The 25,044-nt window shown below is 50.8% G+C and carries 17 protein-coding genes and 1 pseudogene; 13 read left to right on the forward strand and 5 right to left on the reverse strand.

Translation table 11 applies throughout. The annotated features are described in order from the left end of the window. Positions 1–259 precede the first annotated feature (259 nt). The gene (locus IM700_RS11440) at positions 260–2,851 is read left to right on the forward strand and encodes a winged helix-turn-helix domain-containing protein (RefSeq protein ID WP_193416288.1); all 2,592 of its coding nucleotides are present in this window, start codon (positions 260–262) and stop codon (positions 2,849–2,851) included. A gap of 68 nt (positions 2,852–2,919) precedes the next feature. Here the strand turns inward: IM700_RS11440 and IM700_RS11445 are convergent, their stop codons facing one another. Further along, positions 2,920–3,513 (reverse strand): YjgB family protein, encoded by a 594-nt coding sequence (locus tag IM700_RS11445; RefSeq protein WP_193416287.1) that lies wholly within the window; start codon positions 3,511–3,513, stop codon positions 2,920–2,922. Between the two features lie 242 nt (positions 3,514–3,755). On the opposite strand from IM700_RS11445, the gene IM700_RS11450 reads away from it, so the two are divergent. Together IM700_RS11450 and IM700_RS11455 are read left to right on the forward strand one after the other, a co-directional pair. Continuing rightward, entirely contained in the window at positions 3,756–5,054 is a 1,299-nt protein-coding gene (locus tag IM700_RS11450; protein WP_239483821.1) for an Nramp family divalent metal transporter, read from the forward strand. Positions 5,055–5,217: 163 nt separating this feature from the next. Next, entirely contained in the window at positions 5,218–5,679 is a 462-nt protein-coding gene (locus tag IM700_RS11455) for a DinB family protein (RefSeq protein ID WP_193416286.1), read from the forward strand. A gap of 117 nt (positions 5,680–5,796) precedes the next feature. Here the strand turns inward: IM700_RS11455 and IM700_RS11460 are convergent, their stop codons facing one another. The 3 genes from IM700_RS11460 to IM700_RS11470 form a co-directional block, all read right to left on the reverse strand. Beyond that, positions 5,797–6,201, reverse strand: a complete 405-nt coding sequence (locus IM700_RS11460) for a collagen-like protein (RefSeq protein WP_193416285.1) — start codon at positions 6,199–6,201, stop codon at positions 5,797–5,799. Positions 6,202–6,340: 139 nt separating this feature from the next. After that, on the reverse strand, positions 6,341–7,483 hold the full coding sequence (locus tag IM700_RS11465) for a cation:proton antiporter (protein WP_193416284.1): 1,143 nt from the start codon (positions 7,481–7,483) through the stop codon (positions 6,341–6,343). A 221-nt stretch (positions 7,484–7,704) separates the two neighbouring features. Further along, complete coding sequence (locus IM700_RS11470; RefSeq protein ID WP_193416283.1) at positions 7,705–9,165, reverse strand: 4-hydroxyphenylacetate 3-hydroxylase family protein; 1,461 nt, start codon at positions 9,163–9,165, stop codon at positions 7,705–7,707. A gap of 155 nt (positions 9,166–9,320) precedes the next feature. Here IM700_RS11470 and IM700_RS11475 point away from each other — a divergent pair, with 155 nt between their 5' ends. From IM700_RS11475 to IM700_RS11500, 6 genes are all read left to right on the forward strand, one after another. Next, positions 9,321–10,895, forward strand: a complete 1,575-nt coding sequence (locus tag IM700_RS11475) for a response regulator transcription factor (protein WP_193416282.1) — start codon at positions 9,321–9,323, stop codon at positions 10,893–10,895. Then, positions 10,892–12,628: a histidine kinase gene (locus IM700_RS11480; protein ID WP_193416281.1), complete on the forward strand. Its 1,737-nt coding sequence runs from the start codon at positions 10,892–10,894 to the stop codon at positions 12,626–12,628. Before IM700_RS11475 ends, IM700_RS11480 begins: the two co-directional genes overlap by 4 nt. Before the next feature lie 107 nt (positions 12,629–12,735). Next, on the forward strand, positions 12,736–14,142 hold the full coding sequence (locus tag IM700_RS11485; protein ID WP_193416280.1) for an ABC transporter substrate-binding protein: 1,407 nt from the start codon (positions 12,736–12,738) through the stop codon (positions 14,140–14,142). 97 nt (positions 14,143–14,239) lie between these two features. After that, complete coding sequence (locus IM700_RS11490) at positions 14,240–15,196, forward strand: carbohydrate ABC transporter permease (RefSeq protein ID WP_193416279.1); 957 nt, start codon at positions 14,240–14,242, stop codon at positions 15,194–15,196. Then, positions 15,193–15,996 carry an ABC transporter permease subunit gene (locus IM700_RS11495; RefSeq protein ID WP_193416278.1) on the forward strand — a complete coding sequence of 268 codons (804 nt, stop codon included), beginning with the start codon at positions 15,193–15,195 and terminating at the stop codon, positions 15,994–15,996. Before IM700_RS11490 ends, IM700_RS11495 begins: the two co-directional genes overlap by 4 nt. A 36-nt stretch (positions 15,997–16,032) precedes the next feature. Next, on the forward strand, positions 16,033–17,316 hold the full coding sequence (locus IM700_RS11500; RefSeq protein WP_193416277.1) for a cellulase-like family protein: 1,284 nt from the start codon (positions 16,033–16,035) through the stop codon (positions 17,314–17,316). Positions 17,317–17,701: 385 nt separating this feature from the next. Here IM700_RS11500 and IM700_RS11505 read toward each other — a convergent pair whose 3' ends face one another. Next, positions 17,702–18,562 (reverse strand): serine/threonine protein kinase, encoded by an 861-nt coding sequence (locus tag IM700_RS11505; RefSeq protein ID WP_193416276.1) that lies wholly within the window; start codon positions 18,560–18,562, stop codon positions 17,702–17,704. A gap of 126 nt (positions 18,563–18,688) precedes the next feature. Between IM700_RS11505 and IM700_RS11510 the strand changes: the two are divergent. From IM700_RS11510 to IM700_RS11525, 4 genes and pseudogenes are all read left to right on the forward strand, one after another. Further along, positions 18,689–21,083 (forward strand): annotated as a pseudogene (locus IM700_RS11510) (polyprenyl synthetase family protein). A 304-nt stretch (positions 21,084–21,387) separates the two neighbouring features. Beyond that, complete coding sequence (locus IM700_RS11515; protein WP_193416275.1) at positions 21,388–22,866, forward strand: Lsa family ABC-F type ribosomal protection protein; 1,479 nt, start codon at positions 21,388–21,390, stop codon at positions 22,864–22,866. A gap of 309 nt (positions 22,867–23,175) precedes the next feature. After that, a complete protein-coding gene (locus IM700_RS11520; RefSeq protein WP_193416274.1) occupies positions 23,176–24,210 on the forward strand; it encodes a Cfr family 23S rRNA (adenine(2503)-C(8))-methyltransferase in 1,035 nt (344 codons plus the stop codon). Positions 24,211–24,542: 332 nt separating this feature from the next. Continuing rightward, a complete protein-coding gene (locus IM700_RS11525) occupies positions 24,543–25,043 on the forward strand; it encodes a hypothetical protein (RefSeq protein ID WP_193416273.1) in 501 nt (166 codons plus the stop codon). Position 25,044 lies beyond the last annotated feature (1 nt).

The following is a 25,044-nucleotide window of genomic DNA, read 5'->3' on the forward strand; positions in this document are numbered from 1 at the left end:
AAACAGTGGCAAGAAGAAGTAAACCAGTTTAACTGGTAAGTGAAAGTGACAAATAACACTGAGCCTGAACAATTGAATTGTCAGGCTAGCGTCTTTAGGCGCAGTTTGGCAACAAGGGGTTATACCCCAAGAGCAAACCACCCGTTGGACGGGTGGTTATGATTTTGGGGAGACGGACTTTATCGAAGGCCCTGACTACTCAGTTTTTGCTCCCCGTCCGATCTTCCGGCATGGTATGATCTTTATCGGAGGGACTGCCATGCACGAAATGAACGAGAATCATATATTGCTCTTATCCAAAATCAATAAGCCTGGAAAAATCCAGGCGCCAGTGCCGCGTCCCCGGCTAATCGACCGGCTAAACGAAGGACTGGGCGGTAGGGCGACCTTGATCTCGGCTCCGGCCGGATATGGGAAAACGACTTTGCTCGGCGAATGGGCCAATCAATTGCATCGTCCGGTAGCTTGGCTGTCGCTGGATGATAAAGATAATGATTTGATCCGCTTTTGGCACTATGTTACGGCTGCGATCGAGGGGGCGGTGGGCCGGTTATCCGACGCGTTTCATGCGTCGTTTGCTATGCTGAGTCCCGGCCAATATGAACCGATGGTCATCGCGTTACTTAATGAGCTTAACGACTTGGCTCAGCCGCATGCCTTGATCCTGGACGATTGGCACGTGATTCAAGACCCGGACATTCTGACTTCCGTCGCATTCATGCTGGAATATCTGCCTCAAACGATACATCTCACTTTCGCTGCCCGGCATGATAACGACTTTATCAAGGCCCGGTGGATCAGCCGAGGTTGGGTATCGCAGATTCATGACGTGCAAATGCGGTTTGATAGGCCGGAAACGGTCGCGTTTTTTCGACTGGCTGCGCACAGGGAGTTGAATCACGATCAGATCGAACATGTTCTTCTGCAAACCGAAGGCTGGGTAACGGGGATTAAGTTGATTGCCTTGTCCTGGCGTCATGACGAAGGGCTCCGGGCACTGAAATTGCCGTCTTTTGAACGCAGCGGGGTGGAGGATTATTTATTCCAAGAAGTGTTCGACGCACTGGACGAGCCCATCCAACAATTTCTGCTCGATGTTTCCGTGCTGCAGCGATTGCACGGCTCTCTATGCCAAGCGGTTGCTGGAGAAGACGGGGCGGAAAGGCTCGATGAGGTTGTCCGGCTGAACCTGTTTTTGCTTCCGCTGGACGACGCTCGGCAGTGGTATCAATTCCATCGTTTGTTTGGCGATTTCTTGCGCAAGGAGGAGGAGCGTCGGCGACCCGGGAATGCCGCTATTCTTCTGCGCATGGCGGCGGAATGGTGCGAATCACGAGAACTGCTGGAAGAAGCGGTGGATTATTACTTAGCCGGAGCTTGCTACAAAGAAGCCATTCGACTTCTCGAGCAAATGAGGAGCGTCCTCATTCGCCGAGAGTTTTCAACGATGAAGTCCTGGTTGTCAGCCATTCCCGAAGATCTGTTGTTGCTCCATCCGTATCTTTATTTCTCCTACACGCATTCCCTGTTATGGTCGCAGGACGTCGACCTTGCGGAAACGTATCTGCGCCGAGCGGAGCTGCATGACGAAGAGATCGGGGGCAACTGGGAACCGGCGGAGAGAAATCGCTATTTGGGTTATCTGTATTACGTCAGGAATTTTAAGGCTACCCAATACGAAATGGATATGGTGAAGGGGCTGAAATATATTCAGCTTTCCTTGCAGTATAGTCCGGAGGGAACGGATCTGATTTTTGCCTCCCCCTTGATGCCGCTGTTGCCTTCCGTATTCCGTTCATATAACGGGAAGCGGGGGCTTCATTTGCCTCGCGGGTTAGCCGACGGTTTCTTCTTGAGCATGATCGACTTCATGGGAAGAATGGGTTTGCAGGATTCGGTGGTCGTCTGCTATGGGGAACTGTTGTATGAACGCAATGAGTTGGAACAGGCGGAAATTTATTTGAAAAGGGGTTTGCAGGGACAAAGCCAAGCGCATTATCAACCAGAAAAAGTATACGTCCCCGCTTCGTTATTCCTGTCTCGAATCCATCAAGCGAGACGAGATACGGAACAGGCCGAGGGCTGGATCAATGATGCGATCCGGCGAGCCGTTGAGGGGGGTGCCAACGAAGCTCTCGTCTTACTGGATACGGAGCGGGCAGCGATGCGTCTGCGTCAGGGAGACTTAAGCCAGGCGCTGGAATGGCAGGAGCGCTACGGCCTTTCGGTAGATGATCCGGTGTCTGTCCATCAGTTGTTCCCTTATACGTTCCTGGTTCGGCTGTTGAGCGAAACGGGGCGGTTAGACGAAGCGTGGCGTTTATCCGAAAGGTTGCTGTCGATCGCCGTGAGAGGCCACCGGCCGATGGATGCGCTGGATCTCGAAACGCTGCAGGCGATCATTTTACAATTGGCGGGAAAACCGCAGGAAGCACTGCTCAAATTGGAAACGGCGCTTAAGCTGGCGAAGCCGGACGATTACATCCGGGTGTTCACGGACAAGGGCCAACGTTTATCCGATTTGCTTGCCGAATACATTGAGCAGCGACAAAAGGGGAACCTGCGCGATGACAACGCCCCGCCGCTTGAGTATGTACGCAGAGTATGGTCAAGCTTTGATCGACCGGCGAAGGGGGCTGCTGCATCCTCGAAAGGCTTAGAGACGTTACTCACGCCGCGAGAACTTACGATCTTTCGCTGCATGGAGGAAGGGATGGATAATCCAACGATTGTAGAAGCATTAGGCATCGGTATGGGGACGCTTAAAGCTCACATTAACCGGATTTACGGCAAGCTGCAGGTGAAAAATCGCGTGGAAGCGATCAAACGGGGGAAAGAAATCGAAGGCTGAACCGGCGTGGTCTCTAAGAGTCGCACGTCCGGCTCAGCCTTTTTTTTCTAAGATGAAGATCAGATGGCTTATTTCTTTAGGAGATTGATGTGATCCAGGTCCGTGCTGCTATTAAATATGAATTCGAGTTTGTAATCGCCGCGGATATAGGTCAGTTTGGTCTGCTTGGCGTTGCCGTTCTTGATCGTGCTGCTTGCGTCCGGTGCAAACCAGTTTTGCTTCAGCATTTTCATGGTAATGCCGCCGATATTGGTTTGGCGTTCCACGTTGGTGCCGAAGTAGCGCATTTCCTGAATCTTATCTTTTGCATAGGAAAAAGCGTAACCCGGATTGCCCATGTTTGCGCTGTACAAGTCAAATGCCAAGCTTCCTTTGCCGGCGATAGAAGGCTCGCCGATCAGCTTGATCACGTCTTTCTTGCTGCTTTTGCCAACCGTCAAACCGGCGACGGCTCCAGGGAACTGCCCTTTTAATGCCGGTTTATAGAAGCTGTTTAAGGTATCTAAGGCATGCGCGGCGGCTTCCTTCTGGATCTGGGCAGCTGTGGGCTTCGGTGACTGCGCCTTAACGACACTGCTGGATGTAGCCCATGTGCTAATGCCAAGGATTCCGGCTGCGAGGAGTGCAATAACAGCTTTACTACTGATCATTTTATGGTTCATATTCAAGCTCCTTCTCAACCCTATGAAATGGAATGGGTTATGACGACGATGATCTACATTCCATATGATAGGGGAAACCGCAGGAGAACAAGTGTCGAATTCGTTAAATAGAAATTTCAATTTCGCAAGAAAATGGATTTACATTTTTCAAAATGAAGCATATACTAATGCTATAAAGTTGCACTAAGGAAACATTAATGGATATAGACAACATTGGATGGTTTAAGGGAGGGATAGTCAAGATGGAACAAAGTGTTGCGCATCAAACCACTCCAGTCACATCAAGAGGATTGGATCACAAATCGTCTGCGCATGCCGCACTGGATGGCAGAACGAAAGGATTGAAACGACTGCTGCCGTTTCTTGGACCTGCGTTCATCGCGGCGGTTGCTTATATTGATCCGGGTAATTTCGCGACGAATATTACCGCGGGATCCAAATACGGGTATCTTCTGTTATGGGTGATTTTTGCTTCCAATTTAATGGCGGTGCTCATTCAATCGTTATCGGCCAAACTGGGGATCGCCACTGGCAAGAACCTGCCCGAGGTTGCTCGTGAGCGGTTTCCGAAGGGGGTATCGATCTTCCTGTGGATCCAGAGCGAACTGGTCATTATCGCTACGGATTTGGCCGAATTTATCGGAGCGGCATTAGGATTATATCTGTTGTTTGGCATACCGATGCTGCCGGCTGCGGTTATTACCGCGATTGGTTCCTTCGCGATTCTGGAACTGCAGCGGAGGGGATATCGTGCGCTGGAAGCGGGAATCGCTGCGATGGTGCTAATCGTGGTATTGGCCTTTGCTTTTCAGGTGATTGCGGCGAATCCGGATTTCGGTGCGGTTGGAACAGGCATGATTACTCCGCGATTTGACGGGGTGGATAGCATATTGCTGGCTGCCGGTATTTTAGGGGCCACGGTAATGCCACATGCGATCTACTTGCATTCTTCGTTGACGCAAAACCGTATTGTCGGCCGTAATGAAGCTGAGAAGAAGAGAATATTCAAATTGGAATTTGTCGATATCGTGTTGGCCATGTTGATTGCCGGGGCGGTGAATATGGCGATGGTGATCGTATCCGCAGGACTGCTCTTTAAGAATGGGCTGGTGGTGGAGGATCTAGACGTTGCTTTCCACCAATTTGGAACGATAGCCGGACCCGTCACCGCCGTCTCCTTCGGGCTTGGCTTGCTGATTGCCGGCCTGTCGAGTTCTTCGGTAGGTACGATGGCAGGGGATGTCGTGATGCAAGGTTTCATCAACAAACGAATCAACCTGTACGTTCGGCGGGCCATTACGACCATTCCGCCGCTCGCCATCATTATTTCGGGCGTCAATCCGACAAGTGCGTTGGTCATGAGCCAAGTGATTCTATCGTTTGGCATTGCCTTTGCCTTGATTCCCTTGATCTTGTTTACTTCGAATCGCAAAATCATGGGTAGCCTGGCGAATCACCGGATTACCACGACGTTAGGTTGGATCATCTCCGCCTTGGTGGTCGGCCTGAATCTGTTCTTGATCGTTCAAATGCTGTTTTGATGTCGTGCAGACCCTGAAAAGGGTTATGAAGTGGACCTCCATTTCCGCTGAAGCGGGGATGGGGTCCTTTTTTATTTATTAATATGACATGCTGTTGTCAATATATAGGGCTTATGATGGAATCGTTAACAAGACATTCAGGTGAGGATCGGAGAGATAAAGGATGAACATGAATCAGGAGATTTTCGCATTTAAGCGGTTTTGCGAATGGCTCAACCTGTTGAACAACGTCGATTCAAAATTCTGGCTGAAGCCCGTGGCAAGAGGAAAGTGGTCTTCTGCCGAGATCGTATCCCACCTCATGAACTGGGATCGGTTTATTCAAGACTCGGTTATTCCCGCTGTAAGGCAGGGTCAAATGATTCGCTTCCCCGACGAGGACAGCTATAACCAACTTGCGGCGGATTACGCGAGATCAGGTATTTCACAATCTGAATTGATCAAGGAAACCATTCGGGAGAGGGAGCGGGTCGTTGCCGAACTCTTGGCGCTGCCGGAAGAGATTTACCAACTGAAAACGAACTATTCGTTAGCCTTTCTAATCCCCGAATTTGTAGGGCATGATGAACATCATAAAGGCCAAATCGAGCGGTTTCTCAGAAGCGAAGGGATCCTCCTCGTATAACAAAAACAAACGTCTCATCAACCGCCGAGAAAGCATGAGCTTCATCATCGTTAAGAAGGTCAATCGCAAAAAAACAAAGAGAACAGCCCTCAGGTTGTTCTCTTTCGTTGTCTGGTTTTAGAAGCACGTGAACGAGCGAATCTGATTCAAATCGATGCCGAAGTACCCCCAGAAGAACCCAAACCATCGGAACCCTGCAATGGAATTCCGCCCGACGAAAACCGGGAAGAACCAGAATTGCTCGCCGTTGTTCAGCCAAACGTAGGTGTTGCGAAACAGGCAACGTCTGATCCCGCCGGGATCGATGGCAAAGGTGCCGACCTGCATTTGCGGTACGAATTGCGGGGGTGGCGACGTTGGCGCTTGAACGCCTCCTGGTGAACCTCCCGGGAATCCTCCCGGCCCTCCGCCTGGAAACCCTCCAGGCCCCCCTCCCGGAAACCCGGGCCCTCCCGGTACGCCGGGCCCGCCTGGAAATCCCGGAAATCCTCCGCCGGGTCCTGGTGATGGAAAAAATCCCATATGTGATCGCTCCTTTTTTCGATGAATAGGCATTATCATCATATGCATTCGCGGAGAGAGCGGTTGGGCGGATGTCTATATACACCTCAAGATTTCGGATTCTCATTATTGGACGCAATTTAGCAGAGGCAAGTTCCTCTTAGAAGCTGGATTTTTCCGGTTGAGCGAAAAAGTACTTCATCATTGGCGGAGTAACGATCGTTGTTACCAACACGACTAGCACGATCACGGCAAACAGGTCGTCTTGGAGTAGACCGGCATCCTGACCGATGGCGGCGATGATTAAAGCAACCTCTCCACGCGAAACCATAGCCGATCCGATCCCTAATGCACGGCGCCAGCCGAATCCGGCCATTCGAGCTCCATAAGCTGAACCTACGAGCTTGGTGGCGATGGCCAGCACGCTTAAACCAATGATCAACGGAATCTGGGAAGCTAGCCCGGTGAAATCGACCTTCACGCCGATTGTGGTAAAGAATACGGGGACGAAGACCGCATAACCAATCGTTTCGATCTTCTCGGTCACTTCATGCTTGTAATCCGTCAAACTGAGAGCGACACCCGCGATATATGCACCGATAATAGCTGCTACGCCGGCATATTCAGCCATGTAAGCATACAGGAAGCAGATGATTAATCCCGCGGAGATCACCGATTCGGATACCTGCAGCGGAGCAAACTTGCGCATGACCCACGGAACGACTTTCCAACTCAAAACGATGACGACCGCAAAAAATATGAACTTCTTCAAGATGACCAACCCCAGGTTGACGTCCCCGCCCGCAAAACTCATGACGAAGGCCAACAGGATGATGACGAGGACGTCATCAATGACGGCCGCCCCGAGAATCGTGGTGCCTTCTCTGGATTTCAGCCGCCCCATTTCCTTTAATGCTTGTACAGAAATGCTAACGCTTGTTGCCGAGAGCAGCAGCCCGAGAAAAATTGCTTCAAAAAGGGGCATGCCCAACAGTATGGCCGCCAAATAACCAAATCCGAAGGGGAGAGCGATCCCTGCGAGTCCTACGTAAGTCGAGGCTTTCCCAGTCCGTTTAAACTCGTCGACATCCGTTTCAAGACCTGCGAGGAACATTAATAAAATCACGCCGATTTGGCTGATCTCTTCCAGTACTTCGGTTTCGTTAATCCAGCCCAGAAGGGCAGGCCCCAGGACAATCCCGATCAACAATTTACCTAAAACCGCCGGTTGTTTCAGCCGTACACTTAATTCTCCCGCTAGTTTGGAAGCAATCAAAATAATGGCCAGTTCTAAAATCAACATCTTATCATCCTCCGTTTGCTGTTAATTTGCGGAATTTGCAAAAAATAAATACAAAAAGAGCCTGCAACCACGGGCGGAATATACCGATAAACGGCATAGTCCACCCTTGGTGACAGGCTCCTCCGGGCAAAACATATCAAATTTAAATTAACAGAATCGATTATAACAAATCTAGCTGATAGGCGCCAGATGATTTTTGATCTCTTTTAAAGGACGGTGTATTACGACTGCTCGTCGCGGCCAATCAGATGGTAAACTCTCGATTTGTACTCATCCAGACCTTCGCAGCAACCGTACATCCGATTTGCGATTGTCTTCCCATTGCCGAAGAAGAAACGCTCGAACTGGTTTTGCCTTCCTCCGAATGCACCGCCGCCCAGTTCCCAAGCTAGTCTAAAGAGGATGATGCGATCCTTGGCGGGGCTGGATAATCCCTGTAAATAGACCTCGAGAGAGGTTTGGTTCTCCGAGTTGAAATCCGCTTCGAAGGGATTCATGATCAGCTGGCTCGCGCTAATCGAGCGGACCATGCGCAGCATTTCCTCATGCAAGTCGGGAAACTGAATTCCCGCCGCAGTCAGCGGAGCAAGCGCAGGTACATAGCAACCGGATTCCGTCATCGTCCCGCCGGTTTCGGCGGCGAGTCGCAACGCTTTCAGGTTTTCCAGCATCGCCATAACTTTGACGATTTGACTCACGAACGAGTTCTCGGTATCCGTATTTTGCTCCTCGGCCAACGCTTGCAGGAGTCCCAACAGAAATTCGGTCTTGGCGATGTACCGAGTGATAATGTGATGGCCCGCGTAAGCGTGGAAGTGCCCTTCTTGAAAGAGCTGATCGTATAGGCGTTCTTCTCCAACAAAGAATACCCGGTCATGGGGGACAAGGACCCGATCGAAGATGACCATCGTGTCCATCTCCTCATATCGACTCGAGAGCGGATGATCATAACTCGAATCATGCGCATGGCTCTCTCGGCAAATAAAGGTGATTCCCTCCAGATCATTAGGTACGGCAAAAGCGAATGCACTAGGGTTCACTTGTCCGTCTCCCATCATAAAAGATGGCGTAGGGAGGACAAGGATTTCTTCGCAAGTGGGTCCCTGGGTCGCCATGAGGAAAGCGCCGCTCACGACCCGTCCTTCCGGACGGGTCTCGATCACTTTGGCGGCAAGAGACTCTTCCGCATCCGCGGGTCCCGACCATTTGCTGGCCATAGGCTGCACAAAAGCGTGAGACAACGTAATATCGTGGTCCCGGCAATATTCGTAATAGTTACGCAGATTTTGGGCGTACTCTGTCGATGCTTTCTCCAATACAGTGGCGGCGGTATAAAAGGACATCAAAGCGGTGTTCATATAGTCGGGAGAGCGGCCGAGAAAGCCGTGATGGTAGTTAGCCCAGATTTCGGACATCTTCCTTCTGCGGATCAGGTCCTCAGCATTAGCCGGGGGGAGAAATGAAAGCCCGACGCGTTCGCCGGTTGCCGGAGACGCATACGACATGTCTTCACTCCGGCTTGCTTCACACTGCATCTCATACATCGCGGCCTGCGTCCGGATGAGCCCGCGAAAGGCGGGGTGCTCGGATAACGGCCCATTCACGCGTTCGCCGTTATACCATAGCTGAAGGCGCTGTCGATTGATCCGTTCGATATATTGCATTCCGTTTTTTATTGGCATGGATCCCCTAATCCCCCTTACGTTACTCTTTTATATATAGTGCATAGACGAATGGGGTGTGTATCGGCGAACTTCACGATTTTGCTTTCCGGAACGCCCATTTTTGAGGATAATCTAGATAAAACCCGTTATTTTCAAAAAAAGGGGGAGTTCGTATGGATTTGCATAAGGTCGTCGTGATTGACGACGAGGTGCTGGCGATCGAGCATCTGCGCCATTTGATCGACTGGCCATCGGCCGGTTTTGTCATAGCCGGCGAGACGACAAGGCCTACGCGCGCGCTTGCGCTCATTCAGGAGGTGAAGCCGGACTTGATCATATCGGACATCAAAATGCCGATGTTAGACGGAATTGAGCTTTGCAAGCAGGTCGTTGCCGCCGGGCTGCATTGCCGAATTCTGCTACTGACTTCTTATAAGGAGTTCGATTATGTGAAGGAAGCTTTAAAGTTCGGGGCATCCGGGTATCTTGTCAAACACGAGCTGGAGCCAGAGATCCTGCTTCGTGAGCTGGAAGCGATCAAACCGCAAATCGAGGAAGAACGGGAACGGCTGAAAACACAGCTGCGGCAATTGTTGATAGGACTGATCGATGGTAATTCGCTCGGCGAGATGTCGCTTGGTCCTTTGTTGGAGTCACTGCGACTAGTAGGCAGTAGCTTGACGTACGTGATGATCGCTGCAGGCAATGTGGTACCTCTCAAAGAACTGGGACAAGCATCGGTCTTCTTACCGGGCCTACCGCCGATTGATGCCCACCTGTTGTCTGAGAAAGTGATAGAGGTGTTCAATCTCTACAGCAAAGAGGGACAAGTAGGGATGGTGTTGGCCTTTCAACCCTCCAATAGCCGTTTGAAGTTAGCCGAAGCGCAATTCGAGGCGGTTTCGGAACTGCGGCGGCTATACCAAGAGGCTAATCCCGCGGAACCAATCTATGCCGCGTACTCCTCACCTTTTTCGGAATGGCGGTCCCTGGCTGAGGTTCATGCCGCAACGATGGAACGATTGAAGCAACGTTGGTTTAGTGGAAGCCAGCCGGTCATTTCCCCCGAATCGAGGGGGGGCAGCGGCAATGAGGCGGCACGAACCAACTATGAATGGCGGGAGCGGTTGGAGCGAGCCCGGAAAAATGAAGACCCCGAACAATTGTTGCAATTGATCACTGAGACATTCGACATCGCCAACCAGACGAAAGACGCTTTTATGTTGGAGCAGCTATGTGACGAGCTCGCCGGGTTGCTGAAAAACGAACGTCGAGCCAAGAAGATGGAAGCGCTTACTAGTCGGGCCGAAAATGACGAATTCGATATGCTGGAGTGGAGGGGGGCGGACGGGGTTAAGGAAGGTTTTCTGCGCCTATACCGGAACACCTTTCTCGAGAATTCAGCTTCCCGGTATACCGGGAAAGTACGCGAGGCAATCGAGTTTATCTCGCAAGCGTACAACACGGAAATCAGCACCGATTCCATCGCCAATCGGTTGGGAATCAGCGGAGATCATTTACGCCACCTGTTCAAGGAGGAGACCGGGCAGACGTTGCTTGAGTACATTACCGTTTATCGGATGGAGAAGGCGAAACGCTTGTTGAGAACTGGCCGGTACAAGCTATACGAGGTCGCGGATCGGGTTGGGTATCGCAGCAGTCACTATTTCAGCAAAATTTTCCACAAAACGACAGGCCTCCTGCCTCTGGAATACGCCAAGCGAAAGGAAAGGGAGGGGGACGAATGAAGCTGAAGCTGAGCTTCCGCAATAAAGTCATTACGGGCACAGTGCTGATCGTCTCGGTCTCTTTGATCGCGTGCAGCTATATTACTTTTAACTATGTGACCCAAATCGTCCGTGATCAGGCGGTCCGTGACAATATGACGAAGTTAGCGCAAATGTCTTCTTCGATCAAGCGGATGCAGGAAAGGCTGGAGAATACGGCAGAAACGATCATCGCTGCCGAAGAAATCAACAAACCGATCCTCTTGCGGGAAAGCGACAGCCTGCAGGAACGTTATTTCAAGAAAGTAGCGGTCCAAAAACAGCTTCAGCGTTTTGTCGCCCTGGATTCTAATTTGTTGAACATGATGATCATTCGGCCGGACCAGGAGGTGTTCTCCAACTATAGCGGATACGAAAGCTACTATGCTGATTATTTGCAGGGTGCTTGGTTAACGCCTTTCCTGTCGGGCCAGATCAGTCCGGGTCATTTCTCCGCTCCCCATGAGTTTCGTTATATCAACGGCAATCAGAAGGTGATCAGTTACGTAACGGCCTACAAAAACTGGGAGGATCTAAGCGCCGACGCAGCCCCTTATATCCTGGTGCTCGACTTGAAGCTGACTGAGGTGGAGAAGATTTTCGAGGATAGTGAGAAAGACTTTGCACGGCTCGCCTTGTCGATGGAAGACGGGATCGTCGTTTACGACAGCGCCGGCGTAAATCGGGAGAGGCCGAATGCAGCAACGCAACAGCAACAGCGTGTGATTCCATTGAAATATCAGGCCGATGACGGGAAATGGGTTCTGGAAGCCTTCTTATCCGAAAGCAAACTGATGGAAAGTGTACGCCCGATCCTGTATTTCTATCTGCTTATCGTGTTCGGCAGCCTGCTGTTTGCCATGGCGGTCATTCCGCCCGTAAGCGCCAAGTTTACCCGTCCGATCTCCCAACTGGCGCGTGCCATGCGCCGGGTGTCGGCCGGCGAGTTGAATACCCGCGTTTCCTTCCGTACCGGAGACGAGATGGAAGAGCTCGCAGCCGGCTTCAATCAAATGGTGAATGACCTGGATTTGTGGATGAAATCTTCCCTGCGCGAGCAAGAGATGAAACGCAAAATGCAAATCAATTTGCTATTGTCCGAAATTAACCCGCATTTTATATACAATACGCTGAATACAGTCATTTATTTGTCCCACGCTGGAAGAAACCAGGATACGATCACGATGACCAAGGCGTTCATTGACATCTTGCAGGATACGATCAAAACCGGGGAGGGCGCTTATTTCTGCACTTTGCAGGAGGAAATCGATATGATCCGGAAATACGTCGTCATTCAGCAATACCGCTATCCGGGCAGATTCCGGCTCGAATGGGATATCCCGAGCGAACTTCATTCCTGCCAGGTGCTGCGCATGATGCTCCAACCCTTAGTGGAAAACGCGTTATTTCACGGAATCGAAGATAACGGCTTAATCCGGATTAGTGCAGCGGTTCGGGAGGGGGGGCTGCATATTTGTGTTAAAGACAACGGGATCGGGATGGAACCGGAACGTTTACGGGAGCTCAGCTTGCCAAGGAAGGAGATGCCGGTCAAGAAGGGCATCGGCTTAGCCAATGTGATGGAGCGGATCACCTATCATTACGGAGAAGCCTATGGGATCGAGGTGGACAGCGAGCCGGGACGCGGTACCGTCGTTTCTCTGAGGCTGCCTTACCTAAGGGAGGAGGTCTCCGCCATTGACCCCCTTTTTTGATAAATCCCCGGATCATGAGCGAAATCGCCGAATCGTGAACTTTTGTTGAGGTGGAGCAAGCGTTATTTTAGATCTGTAAGCGATTTCAATCTTAGGGAGGGGTTCTGATGGAACGAGTACAGACAAGGCAACTGCCGGTCATGCTGATGGCACTTCTCATGGCATTCATTCTGGTCATAACGGGTTGCTCGTCAGGAGGGAACACGAAGTCTGACAATTCGAACGGGGCGGGGAACACCCCCGCCAATCAAGCAACGAACGGAGGCGCGGAGAATGCCGCTACCGGGAGCGAATCCGTCTCGCCTGCTGATTTGCAAGGAACGATCAAGGTGTGGGACTGGGACGAGGCTTTCCTCACGAAGATGGTTCCGGAATTCAACAAAGTGTATCCCAACGTCAAGGTGGAATACACCGTCGTCAACAACAACGACTATATGCAGAAAATTCAAAGCGGCATCGCTTCCGGCTCGGATGTACCGGACGTGATTCTTGGCGAAATGAATTATCGCGGGCAATTGTTTGACCTGGATATTCTCGACAATCTGGAGCAAGCTCCCTACAATTTCTCGAAAGACCAATTGCTTGATTATTTGGCGCCGATTCTTTCCAATCCCAAAGGAGAATTGGTTGGGGTAGATCAGTCGATTACGCCGGCCGGCTTGGCTTACCGCAGGGATTTGGCGAAGGAATATTTGGGCACGGATGATCCGGACCAGGTCGCTGCGTTATTCCCGGATTGGAATGCATTTATCGAGAAAGGCAAGGAGGTCGTCTCGAAGAGCGGCGGCAAAGTCACGATGTTTGCCAGCTTCGACGATGCTTACCGCATTTTGCGCGAGCAAACGTCCAAGGCGTACGTAGACGGGAACACGATCAATTTGACCGAACGATTGACGAAACCGCTTGGCACTGTGTTCCAAATGAGGGACGCCGGCATCCTAGGCAAATACGAAGCTTATACGCCAGGTTGGAATGCTTCGTTCGCGAAGGGCGACACCCTCTTCTATCCGATGGCGCCTTGGGGGGCCAAATGGAATATCGCCGCAAACGATCCGGACGGAGAAGGCCGGTGGGGCCTCATCGCGGCACCGGAAGGCAGCTACACGTACGGCGGGACTTCGATCAGCGTGTATAAAGGCAGCAAAAACAAGGAAGCGGCTTGGGCCTACATTCAATTTGCCTACATGTCCGACGAAGGCATGGAGGTCAATTACAAAGAGTTCGGCAATATGGCTGGTACAAAGGCTTTCTTCGAGAACCACAAGGATTGGATCGAAGCCGGTACGGAATATGACAAATTTTTTGCCGGGCAAAACCTCAATAAAACATTCTACGAAAAAATCGTCCCGACCGTCAAAGCAGAGCCGCAAACGAAATATCATTCCATCGTGCAAAACGCCTACAACTCGTTATATCCGCTCTGGATGAAGGATACGAGCATCGACTTGAACGCCGCGCTCGACAAGTTAAAGAGTGAAGTCCAAAACATGGCGCCGGATGCAACGGTAAATTAATCATTCGGCTTGAAGAGCGCAAAAGGAACGACTGCACTTCGCCAAGGGCGTTGGCAGCCGTTCCTTTCGTCCATGAAGTTGAAGGGAGTGGAAACGCATGAAGCTCAATACCGCAGCGGAATCGGCTCCGGTCACCGGACTGCCTTCCCCTAGCAAAAAACGCCTCAATCTTTGGCCGTACTGGTTCGCTTTGCCATTCATCGGTTGTTATCTTGCCTTTCAGTGTTACCCGCTGCTTTATTCGTTCTATCTCAGCTTACACGAATGGAATGGGATCGGCAGCAAGACGTTTATCGGCTTGAAGAACTATGTCATGCTGCTGACGAAGGACCCGCTGTTCTACAAGTCTTTATTCAATACGGTCGTCATTATGGCCTTGTCCGTGCCGTTCATGATCTTGCTCGGCATGGGGCTGGCTTACCTGATCTTTAATCTGACGAAAGGACGTACCCTCGCGCAAACGATTAACTTCTTGCCGTATATCACGACGCCGGTGGCCATCGGATTTATCTTCTCGTTTATGTTCGACTGGCAAACCGGCATCGTCAACATGCTGCTCGTCAAGCTGGGATGGATGACGGAAGGCTTCTATTGGTTGATGGACCCGTGGATGTCCCGCGTCATCATCGCGGTTATGATCATCTGGCGCAATTTGGGATACTTCATGGCGATTTATTTAGCGGGGATGACGGCGATCCCACAGGATATCTACGAAGCGGCGCGTGTGGATGGCTCGACCGGGCTGCATACGTTCCGCCGAATCACATTGCCGCTACTACGGAATATCACGGTATTTCTTGTCGTCACTTCGATCATTGGCGGCCTGCAGTTATTCGATGAACCGAAGCTGCTTTACGGCGGTTGGACGGCCAGCACCTCAGGAGGACCGGACAATGCGGCGCTGACGGTCATCTGGAAATTCGTCAACGATTCCTTTATTACGGGCACGAGGTTTGGCTACGGCTCGGCGATTGCTTACACGTTGTTTCTCGTCATCGTCCTATTTTCGATCTTCAGCTACCGGCTTAGCGCAGGGAAGGAGGAGAAGGAGTGAAAATCGTAAAATGGGGATTTATTGCGGCGATCTCACTCATATCGTTATTTCCGTTCTACGTCATGATCATGATGTCCACTTATTATTCGGAGGACATCTTCAAGGGTTTGCCGCTGGTGCCTTCCGATTACGGGCTGAACAACTTGCGAACCGTGCTGCAGACCGACTTTTTTCGGGTGTATGCCAATAGCTTAATCGTTTCCATTACGTCGGTGTTGTTGGGCGTAACGACCAGCATGCTGGTGGGTTATGCTGTAGCCAAGTTTCGGTTCAGGCTGAAGCGATTTTTGAATTACTTCATCATCATCACGATGATGGTGCCAACCCAAGTGGGCCTAATCGGCTATATCATCGAAATGAAAAACCTCGGGTTCGGCAACACGCTGATGCCGATTATTCTCACGTGGAGCGCTTGGCCGTTCGGAGCTTTCTTTATGATCCAGTTCATGCGCGACACAGTGCCAAACGAGCTGCTCGAATGCGCGCGGATCGATGGGGCGCCGGAGCCGCTGATCTTCGGTAAAATCGTGCTTCCGCTCGTCAAACCTGGCCTATCTACCTTGGCAACGCTCGTGTTCCTGTGGTCCTGGAACAATTATTTGCTCCCGTTGGTGACGATCAACAACTCGAAGTGGTTTACATTGCCGTTGTTCGTCTCTACGCTGGGGATCGTCCATCGGACGGATTACGGGGCGCGGATGGCGGCGCTCTGTATGGCGACGATACCGGTGCTGCTGATCTTCCTTATGGGCAGCCGCTCCTTCATTAAAGGGATTACGGCCGGCGCGATCAAGGGTTAATGTGATGAATTAATAAGAGGAAGGAGCTGAGCTAGAATGAGGATTCCCGACCATTTGCCTCGCAAGTTAACGATTTCGCTATGGGATTTCTCCTGGTATACAATGACAAGGCCGGGGGAGCCGTATTGCGATTTGGCGTCGCGGTTCGATGAGCTGGTCGAGCGGGGGTATAACACGATTCGGATTTGCGCTATGCCGTTTTTCCTGTTCGACGAGCAAGGGCGGCGTCCCGGTCCGCTTCGATTCAGCAGTCTGGGGGAGATCGGCCGGCGAACGCGATGGTATAACTGTCAGGGGGGAGCCGAGCTGGACGGGCATGCGCATTTGCTGGAGCTGTTCCGACAAGCTCAAGCCCATGGCTGCTACGTGATCTTGTCCTCATGGGAATATCAGCAGAGTCCGGCCTTTCTTGAGAGCCGGGAACTGGCGGACCAATTACAGCAAATTCCGCCGCACGAGCGATTTATGACGTTGGCTCGATCGATGAGCCGGTTGATCGATATGTTGAAGGAACGGGGGTACCGAGACCAAATCGCTTATGCAGAGCTTCATAACGAAGTCGAGTTCGGCGGGTTGGCGCAAATCGGTTTGGATCAAGGAATTCCGTTCGAGGATAGCCCGGCTATCATCGAGGCAATGAAGCCGTATCTAGAGGAAGCCGTCGGCTACTTGAAGGATCGCCATCCGGATATACTGATCACCGCGTGCTACACCTTGAACAGCGACTATGGAAAGGAGCAGGTGGCGCAAAACGTCCAGATCGCGCATTTCCACCTGTATTTAAACGGTGTACTGCAAGAGTTGATGGATGCAACGAACCTGCGCTCCCAAGCGGGGGACTTTCCGAACGAGATGGTGAAGGCGATGCTTCGTGAGGAGGCGCCACCGTTTGAGAGTTACCGCCTAGCGAAGGAAGAGGTGTGGCGGTTACAAGGGAACCCCGTAGGTTTGCGATTGTTCTACTTGCATGATTGGGCGGACCCGGACAAGTGGGACCTGTTCCTTTATGACCGATATCATGCCCATAAGTTGTCGATGCTGCAAAAAACGGACCAACGTTATGCAGAAGTCGGACGCTGGGCCAGACGACAGGGGATTCCGGTCGTGATTGGGGAAGGTTACGTCGGCTACACGCCGCTGCTAACTGGTTTCGAGGAGGGCCCTGTCGGCAAGTTCATTGCCGAATATGCGGTTCAGAAAGGGCTGGAGCAGGGTTTCTGGGGCATGGTGCTGTGCTCCAACTGCGCGCCGCATCACCCGTTCTGGCAGGATGTGGCGTGGCAAAAAAGGTTGAATCAACGAATTCTTGAAGAGGCGTAAACATGAGGCCGGATAAGCTAAACAAACGTGGAGTATCTTTCAATAAGACACTCCACGTTTATTTTATCGATTGGGGTCACGGCTAGCTGGAACTATATCTTCTGGATTTATAATACCCTTGGCCCATATGGCCATGACGACGCTTGTGATCAGAGGAGGAGCCTATCGGCCTCGCATAACCTTGGCTGCTGCTGTATCGTTTGCCGTTGTAAGGTCCCTGTCCATATCGTCTGGCAGAGCTACTGTAATGCCTTCGGTGACTATGCGATGCTGAGTGGAGGAACTTATTGATGAATCTCCGTAACATGTCATAAACCCACCTTTCTGATTTGAATTGCTTTTTATTCTATTGTATTCGGTGTTGGACATAAAAGAAACCCGGCGTTCAACGCTGCAGACTCCGCAAAGCTTTCAGATCCGCAATCGCTTCCGATGCATGAGCATATGGATCCCGGAGTTGAAGGAGTCGTTCGACCCGGGTTGTCAGCTCACCAGACAGGTGTAATTCGTCTTGCCAGCTTGACTCTGAAATTTGACGGTTCCCATGAGTCGGGTGCGAGGACTGACGCTTCGTATCAAAGGAGGAGTAGAGCAGAAATAACAAGAAATGACCAACGTCTTCCAGATCGGATTGCGGTTCCGCGGGAATGAAGGCGCGGGAGGCCGCATGTTCTCGTTGATGCCAGCGCCCCTGAGACTGCAGAGCAATCGGCGACTCGCCAATTCCGCGGGACAAGCCAAAATCGATGAGATATAACTCTTCTTCCTGAAATACGACGTTGGGGATACGCAAATCAAGATGAACGAATCCTTGACGATGAATATCGTCAACCAGTTCCAGCAACTGAAGAGTGACCCTGACGGATTCCGCTTCGTCGTATCTCCGGCCCTGTCCAAAAATCAAATCCTCCAACGTGGCCCCCCTTAAAAAAGTCATGACCAGGTAGCTGTTGCGACCTTCCTCTAATTGATCTAAATAGCCGGGGATGCGCGGATGGTGTAGCGTTTTTAAGACATTGGCTTCATGCACCAGCAGTTGCTTGGCGTACTCCCCTTTGCTGGGCCGGGCTTGCTTGACAGCCACGATACTGCCAGTGGTTTCGTCCGTGCATTTGTAGGTCAACCCGTAGCTGCCCTCGCCGATCAATTCCCGAACCGTATATCGATTTGCTAGCTGCGTGCCGGAGTCTAGCCGATAATCCCGCCATGCTGCCGCAAAGGAACTGAAGAATGAAATCATTCGCATTTCCTTTTGACGACTCCCCTCGTGATCCCAGACTTAGGTCTAGGAGAATCACCGACCCTTGCCGTTTTCGTTACTTGTTATTTTATACTATGATTATAATGAATTCTTGAGCCGAGGTATAATGATATGACGATAATCCCTACAAGTACGGAGGCGGCAGCGGACCGCGGGTATCGACAGGCCCTGGATAAGGCGGAGGGATATTTGGCGTCGCTGGAAACAAACATTCGCAATAAGGGTTACACGGCTTCATTACTTGACGATTTCGGCGAATGGAAGAAGGGGCATCTTCCGCGCCCCTTTCAGCTAACCCGATGGTTTCGGCGTTTCGCCTCGCCCGATCCTGCCGATTCTGCCCGTTATCTTGCCTGGTTAACCCGTACCGGGAAGCTGGACGACTATTTGGAGCGAAGCGTTTCTTACATGTTCTTGCGCGACTTGGGCCATGATCTGTCATCTCCGCGGACCTTGGCAAGAATCGAGCGCTTTACGGTCGAACTGAAACGCCGTTTGGAACGCCAAGACGATGATCCCTCGGAACCCGCTTCCGAATTTCTCAGCATGGTTGCGTTGTATCGGTGGGCCCAGCGTGAAGCGATTGAACCGGAGATGATTTGGGTCATCGATAAGCTGAAGCGGGTATCCTCCCATTTGCCCGAAGCAATGAATGCGGAGGAAGCCGAACGCAAGTTGATCAAAATTATATTCGGTGTCGTTATGCACGTGATTGACGAGATGGACGAGGGAATCCCTTCCAGCGAACGTTCCCGCAGATTAGGGGATGCGCTGAAGCTGGGTTATTATTATGGGTTGACGTATCCATTCATCGACGATCTTCTCGACTCTGAGGTGCTGAATGAAGGGGAGAAAGAGCAGTACTCCCGAATGATCCGCATGACGATTCGAACCGGGATCGTACCGGAGCTGGGGGAGTGGACCGGGAACCATTTCGAAATGATCCGCTTTATCCATGCCGAGCTGCGAGAGGCTTATGAATATATCCGTCAGGTGCAGAACCGGGAAACCCAAGAAATTTTCTTTGAACAGTCTCTTGTCTTTTTTGAGTCTCAGGATGAGGACCGGACCAAAGATCTGGCGCATGCGCATTACACGAACAAGGACATATATTTGCCGATCATATTAAAATCGGCATCCTCGCGATTGATCGTACGCTCCGTGATCGGGGCTTCGAGGGACGAGGGTTTTGAGCAGCGCGTCTTTTATTATGGTCTGTACAACCAGCTTGCCGACGACCTTGCCGACATGTTCGCGGATATGAACACCGGGGCAGTGACCCCGTTCACTTATTACTTCAAGTACCGGGATAAACGTTCCGATTTGATCAACCCTTTCGAGCTTTATTGGGCGGTGATCTCCCACTTGATTCACGAAGTATACCGTTCGGAACCGAAGACGCGGGAAATTATCCTTGACCGTGCGATCAACGGACTCAAGCGGTATCGACAGCGCGTGGGTCAAGAGGAGTTTGACCGCATCATGGAGGTTTTCGCGTTTGGGCAGCCGGAGCTGGAACGGTTAATCCAGCGGTTGGTGCGTCAAGCGGAGGACGTAGCGTTTTATGATAAAATGCTGCGGGATCAATTGCTAGGCGCGATGCGAAGCAACCGGCGGGAGCAGGAGGAATTCATTAGCATCGTCAAAAAGGCACGTGCCGAAATTAACAACTTGCTGCCGGTTCAACCGCCGACTGAAGAAGGAATGAAGGAGACCGGACTGCTGTTTGAAACGGCGAACTACAGCCTAGTGGGCAACGGAAAGCGGCTTCGGCCGATCCTCTCTTGGGTGATGGGCGTGCAGGAATACGGTTTGGATGCCGCTGCTTTGGCTCCGCTGTTCCGCGCGTTGGAGTACATGCACGGCATCCTTGATTTTCGACGACCTTCCTTCCCAGGACAACTCGGCAACCCGCCGGGGCCGGCCGACATTGCATGAGTTGCATGGCAGTGCCATCGCAGAGCTAACCGGCATTTTTCTCATTCAAAAAGCGGTCGAGGAGCAGGCTTCTTTGAAGGAGTTTGATCGTCAATCTGTGCTTGGGTTGCTGCAATACTTATCCCGGAAAGCCGCGGAGATTTGCATGGGGCAGGCGATGGATTTGAGCGCCAAGGGCAAAGTGCTGACTGTTGAGGAGCTTGACCGGGTATGCTTTTACAAAACAGGAATTGCATTTGAAGCTTGTTTGGTGGCGCCGGCCATTTTAGCTCGGGTTTCGGAGACGGAAATCGAAATTTTGAAGAAAATCGCCTATCACATGGGCATCGCCTTCCAAATCAAAGACGATCTGCTGGATGAGGAAGGGGATCCGCGTTTACTGGGCAAACCGGCCGGGAAGGACGCCGAGAATGACAGTTCAACTTATGTGACGGTACTGGGGCCGGTAGCCGCGAGCAAAGCGATGTGGGAACATTATTGCCTGGCGATGGAAGCGTTGATGGACCTCCCGCGACCTCCCGTTTTTTTGAAACATTTGCTCAATTACATCATCCACAGAGAAAATTGACATGGACTTATCTTCTTAACCTACGATAATGTTTCTTGATCCTCCTAAGGGACTATGTTAGTATTTTATTATCTAAATTGAGGGAGTTGAAACGGATGGATATTTCTTGCTAAGGATTTGGAACCGAAATGCGAATGTAATTCGCACGGTTTATTTCTTATGCAAGAAAGTTACTTCATCCTTTCACTCCAACCGTATATACAAATCCATACCCGACGTGGGTTGGATTTGATTTATATTTTTGGGCTGTAAGAAAGGTAACTTTCTTGCGGCCCATTCTTTTTATGTAGGAGGGATGTTGTTCATGTCCTTAATTAATGTGAACCATCTGACGTTTGCCTATGAAGGCAGTTACGATCATATCTTTGAGAATGTGAGCTTTCAAATCGACACCGATTGGAAGCTTGGCTTTACCGGAAGAAACGGACGGGGGAAGACGACCTTTTTAAATTTGCTGCAAGGTAAACACGAATACAGCGGTCAAATCTCCGCGGATGTAAGCTTCGATTACTTCCCCTTTGATGTGAAACATAAGGAAGATAACACCTTGGATGTCGTAGAGGAAATCTATCCGGACTATGTATTATGGGAGTTCATACGGGAGCTTTCCTTGCTTCAGGTGTCCGACGATGTGTTATATCGGCCTTTTGAGTCTCTCTCGAACGGAGAACAGACGAAGGTCATGCTGGCAGCGTTGTTCCTGAAAGAAAACAGCTTTCTTCTGATCGATGAACCAACCAACCACTTGGACATGGAAGCGCGGGAGCTTGTGGGTGATTATTTAAACCGCAAGAGCGGGTTTATTCTTGTGTCTCATGACCGTGCTTTTCTGGATCGCTCAGTAGATCATATCCTGTCCATCAACAAGACGAACATTGAGATTCAAAGGGGCAATTTTTCCGATTGGTGGGAAAATAAACAGCGTCAGGACAACTATGAGTTGGCCGAAAACGATAGGCTGCGGAAGGACGTCAAACGTTTGTCGGAAGCGGCGAAACGGACGAGTAACTGGTCGCATGAAGTGGAGAAGACGAAGAACGGTACGCGAAATTCCGGTTCGAAGGTAGACAAGGGCTATATCGGCCATAAAGCGGCTAAGATGATGCAACGCTCCAAATCGATTGAGCAACGGCAGCAGACCGCGATCGAAGAGAAGTCGCGCCTTCTCAAAAATATCGAAACCTCGGAAAGTCTAAAAATCGCACAGCTGCCTTACCACAAAACGCAGCTCGCCGAATTGGATCATGTTTCGATTTATTACGGAGAGAAGCAAGCTTGTCACGATATCAGCTTTACGATCGACCGTGGGGATCGGATCGTGCTGATGGGACGCAATGGCTCCGGCAAATCGAGCATCCTGAAACTGCTCTGCGGCGAGGACATCCGCTATTCAGGCGCGTTACGTCTAGGAAGCCAGTTGAAAATTTCTTATGTTTCGCAGGAAACGTCGTGGCTGCAAGGAAACTTGACCGATTTTGCCAGAGCGCATGACATTGACGAGAGTCTGTTTAAAGCGATTTTACGGAAGTTGGATTTTTCCAGACTGCAGTTTGAGAAGGATATGGCAGATTACAGCGGCGGCCAGAAGAAGAAGGTGCTGATCGCTAAAAGTCTCTGCGAAAAAGCGCATTTGCTGGTTTGGGACGAACCGCTGAATTTCATCGACGTGATCTCCCGCATGCAAATTGAAGATTTGCTGCTGGCCTATGCGCCTACGATTTTGTTTGTTGAGCATGACCGCGAGTTCTGCGAACGGATCGCGACGAAACAAATACGACTCTAGAACGAAAGACATATTTATTAAAACTTAAAGGAGGATCAACCAATGAAAGACCAACTGGAAGTCGTAGATGATTTAGCGAACCTGTCAACAAACCTGACTCTTGACACGGTTCAAATCAAACCTATACGGAGACCGGAGCTTTGTCCAGCGATTTACAGGGATACTTAGCGGTCATAAAGCGTTCAAAGTAACGTTTCGTACCGTGTCCAAAGTGATATCGCTTAGGTCGAGGTAACGCCAAAGGAGCACCGGTGAGTCGTTAGGGTGTTTTATTGGCGTTTTTTCTCCGGTTTAAAGGAGAAAATGACGATGAAACCAATATCCAAATACGTGAGAATCGGACAGCTCTTAGCAAGTCTGAAGCAACCCGATTATCGGTACCGGCAAATCACGGATGCGATCTTTAAACATAGAATCACCCGTTTTGAGCAAATGACCATGCTGCCAAAGTCGCTGCGCGAAGAATTGGGGAGGGAGCTGGGAGAGCACATCCCCAGCATCACGCCGATCTTGGAGAAGAGCTCTAGCCAAGTCCATAAGGTTCTATTCTCTATCGACGCGGGAGAACGTATAGAGGCGGTCCGATTAAGTTATCAACGCGGTTGGGAGTCGTATTGCATCTCTTCTCAGTGCGGGTGCGGCTTTGGATGCCGATTTTGCGCCACGGGAACGATGGGGTTAAGGAGAAACCTGACGGCGGATGAAATCACTGATCAGCTATTGTCATTCCATTTGCGTGGATATCCCTTGGATAGCGTATCTTTCATGGGGATGGGGGAAGCGCTGGCTAATCCGCAGCTGTTTAACGCGCTCCATTTGCTGACCGACCCGCAGTTATTCGGGTTAGGCCACCGCAGAATTACGGTTTCGACGATCGGCATTCTGCCGGGAATCCAAAGACTGGGGGACGAGTTTCCGCAAGTAAATCTGACGTTCTCGCTGCACTCGCCGTTCGACGAGCAGCGCAGCCAGCTGATGCCGATTAATGATCGCTTTCCGTTGCAGGACGTGCTGGTTGCATTGGATCACCATATTCAGAAAACAGGACGGAAGGTGTATATTGCTTACATTCTGCTACGGGGGATTAACGATTCTCCAGAGCATGCAGAAGCGGTAGCCTCCTTATTCCGAGGGCGAGGAGCATGGGAGCATCTCTATCACGTCAATTTGATTCCTTACAATTCGACGGATGCGACGCCCCAACGTTATGAATCGTCCGATAGATCCCGCGTGAACCGATTTGTCCAAATCTTGAAATCCAAAGGGATTCATGCCACGATCCGAACCCAATTCGGCAGTGATATCGATGCGGCCTGCGGTCAGTTGTATGCCGCGGAGCAATAAAGAACAAAAAAACAAGGCAATCCGCTTTCGCGGTTGCCTTGTTTGGTTTATTTGGTGCTCCTTACGGCCTCAATAGGCCTTCTTTGGTATTGCGTGGCAGTCTCATTTCGTTATACATGGTTTCATCTCCCAAATTCATGAATTCAGATGGCAGACGAGCCGATTAGCACAAAAAAACGCACAGCCATTCAGATGGCCCTGCGTTTTTGCTGCACACTGATATTATTAGATTAACATTTATTTATTAAAAAAATCAATCCATTTCCGAAGGACGCAATCAGGGAGATTGGGGCATATACATATACATAAGTAACTTAGAAAGGGGTGGCTCCATGAGAATTACGGTGCAATATATCCCTCTGAATAAGCTTAAGCCCGGAATATCCATTCAACTTACGCAGCGAATCAAGAATCTTCGGAAAGCCGCGCAGGATTGCATGCATCTGATGGTTGTACGCAAAAGTCGGAAGGACGGAGGCTATGTGATCGTCAGCGGCAATCACCATTATGATTTTTTAAGAAAACATACCAAAAATGTGGTTGCTCCCTGTTTAGTCGATGAAGGTAAAGCTTCATCACATCTAAACTCGTTGATCCACCGTTTGCGAAAGCCGAATCTACCTTATGAAGCACCACGTCTCCAGCGGGAGCGGGCTTCGGCGAACAGCTGGTCGATCATTCGCAAGTTTATGCGGCAAGAACCTCGTTTCAAGCAACTGTCTCGTACGCAGCAGCTCAAAGTTCTGCGGCTAGCGCTGCAATACCGTAAGACCACCATCTTATCGATGAAAGCGAAGGTGGACGGTTACCTGAAGACTCAAAAGACGGGATAAC

The organism is Paenibacillus rhizolycopersici (assembly GCF_014947195.2).
Taxonomy (GTDB): Bacteria; Bacillota; Bacilli; order Paenibacillales; family Paenibacillaceae; genus Fontibacillus; species Fontibacillus rhizolycopersici.

Bases quoted from the DNA above. Each gene is read 5' to 3' on its own strand.
- IM700_RS11450 (WP_239483821.1), top strand. From the start codon at position 3,756: ATGGAACAAAGTGTTGCGCATCAAACCACTCCAGTCACATCAAGAGGA.
- IM700_RS11525 (WP_193416273.1), top strand. From the start codon at position 24,543: ATGAGAATTACGGTGCAATATATCCCTCTGAATAAGCTTAAGCCCGGA.
- IM700_RS11520 (WP_193416274.1), top strand. From the start codon at position 23,176: ATGAAACCAATATCCAAATACGTGAGAATCGGACAGCTCTTAGCAAGT.
- IM700_RS11440 (WP_193416288.1), top strand. From the start codon at position 260: ATGCACGAAATGAACGAGAATCATATATTGCTCTTATCCAAAATCAAT.
- IM700_RS11485 (WP_193416280.1), top strand. From the start codon at position 12,736: ATGGAACGAGTACAGACAAGGCAACTGCCGGTCATGCTGATGGCACTT.
- IM700_RS11460 (WP_193416285.1), bottom strand. From the start codon at position 6,201: ATGGGATTTTTTCCATCACCAGGACCCGGCGGAGGATTTCCGGGATTT.
- IM700_RS11465 (WP_193416284.1), bottom strand. From the start codon at position 7,483: ATGTTGATTTTAGAACTGGCCATTATTTTGATTGCTTCCAAACTAGCG.
- IM700_RS11500 (WP_193416277.1), top strand. From the start codon at position 16,033: ATGAGGATTCCCGACCATTTGCCTCGCAAGTTAACGATTTCGCTATGG.
- IM700_RS11445 (WP_193416287.1), bottom strand. From the start codon at position 3,513: ATGAACCATAAAATGATCAGTAGTAAAGCTGTTATTGCACTCCTCGCA.
- IM700_RS11515 (WP_193416275.1), top strand. From the start codon at position 21,388: ATGTCCTTAATTAATGTGAACCATCTGACGTTTGCCTATGAAGGCAGT.
- IM700_RS11455 (WP_193416286.1), top strand. From the start codon at position 5,218: ATGAACATGAATCAGGAGATTTTCGCATTTAAGCGGTTTTGCGAATGG.
- IM700_RS11505 (WP_193416276.1), bottom strand. From the start codon at position 18,562: ATGCGAATGATTTCATTCTTCAGTTCCTTTGCGGCAGCATGGCGGGAT.
- IM700_RS11470 (WP_193416283.1), bottom strand. From the start codon at position 9,165: ATGCCAATAAAAAACGGAATGCAATATATCGAACGGATCAATCGACAG.
- IM700_RS11480 (WP_193416281.1), top strand. From the start codon at position 10,892: ATGAAGCTGAAGCTGAGCTTCCGCAATAAAGTCATTACGGGCACAGTG.
- IM700_RS11475 (WP_193416282.1), top strand. From the start codon at position 9,321: ATGGATTTGCATAAGGTCGTCGTGATTGACGACGAGGTGCTGGCGATC.
- IM700_RS11490 (WP_193416279.1), top strand. From the start codon at position 14,240: ATGAAGCTCAATACCGCAGCGGAATCGGCTCCGGTCACCGGACTGCCT.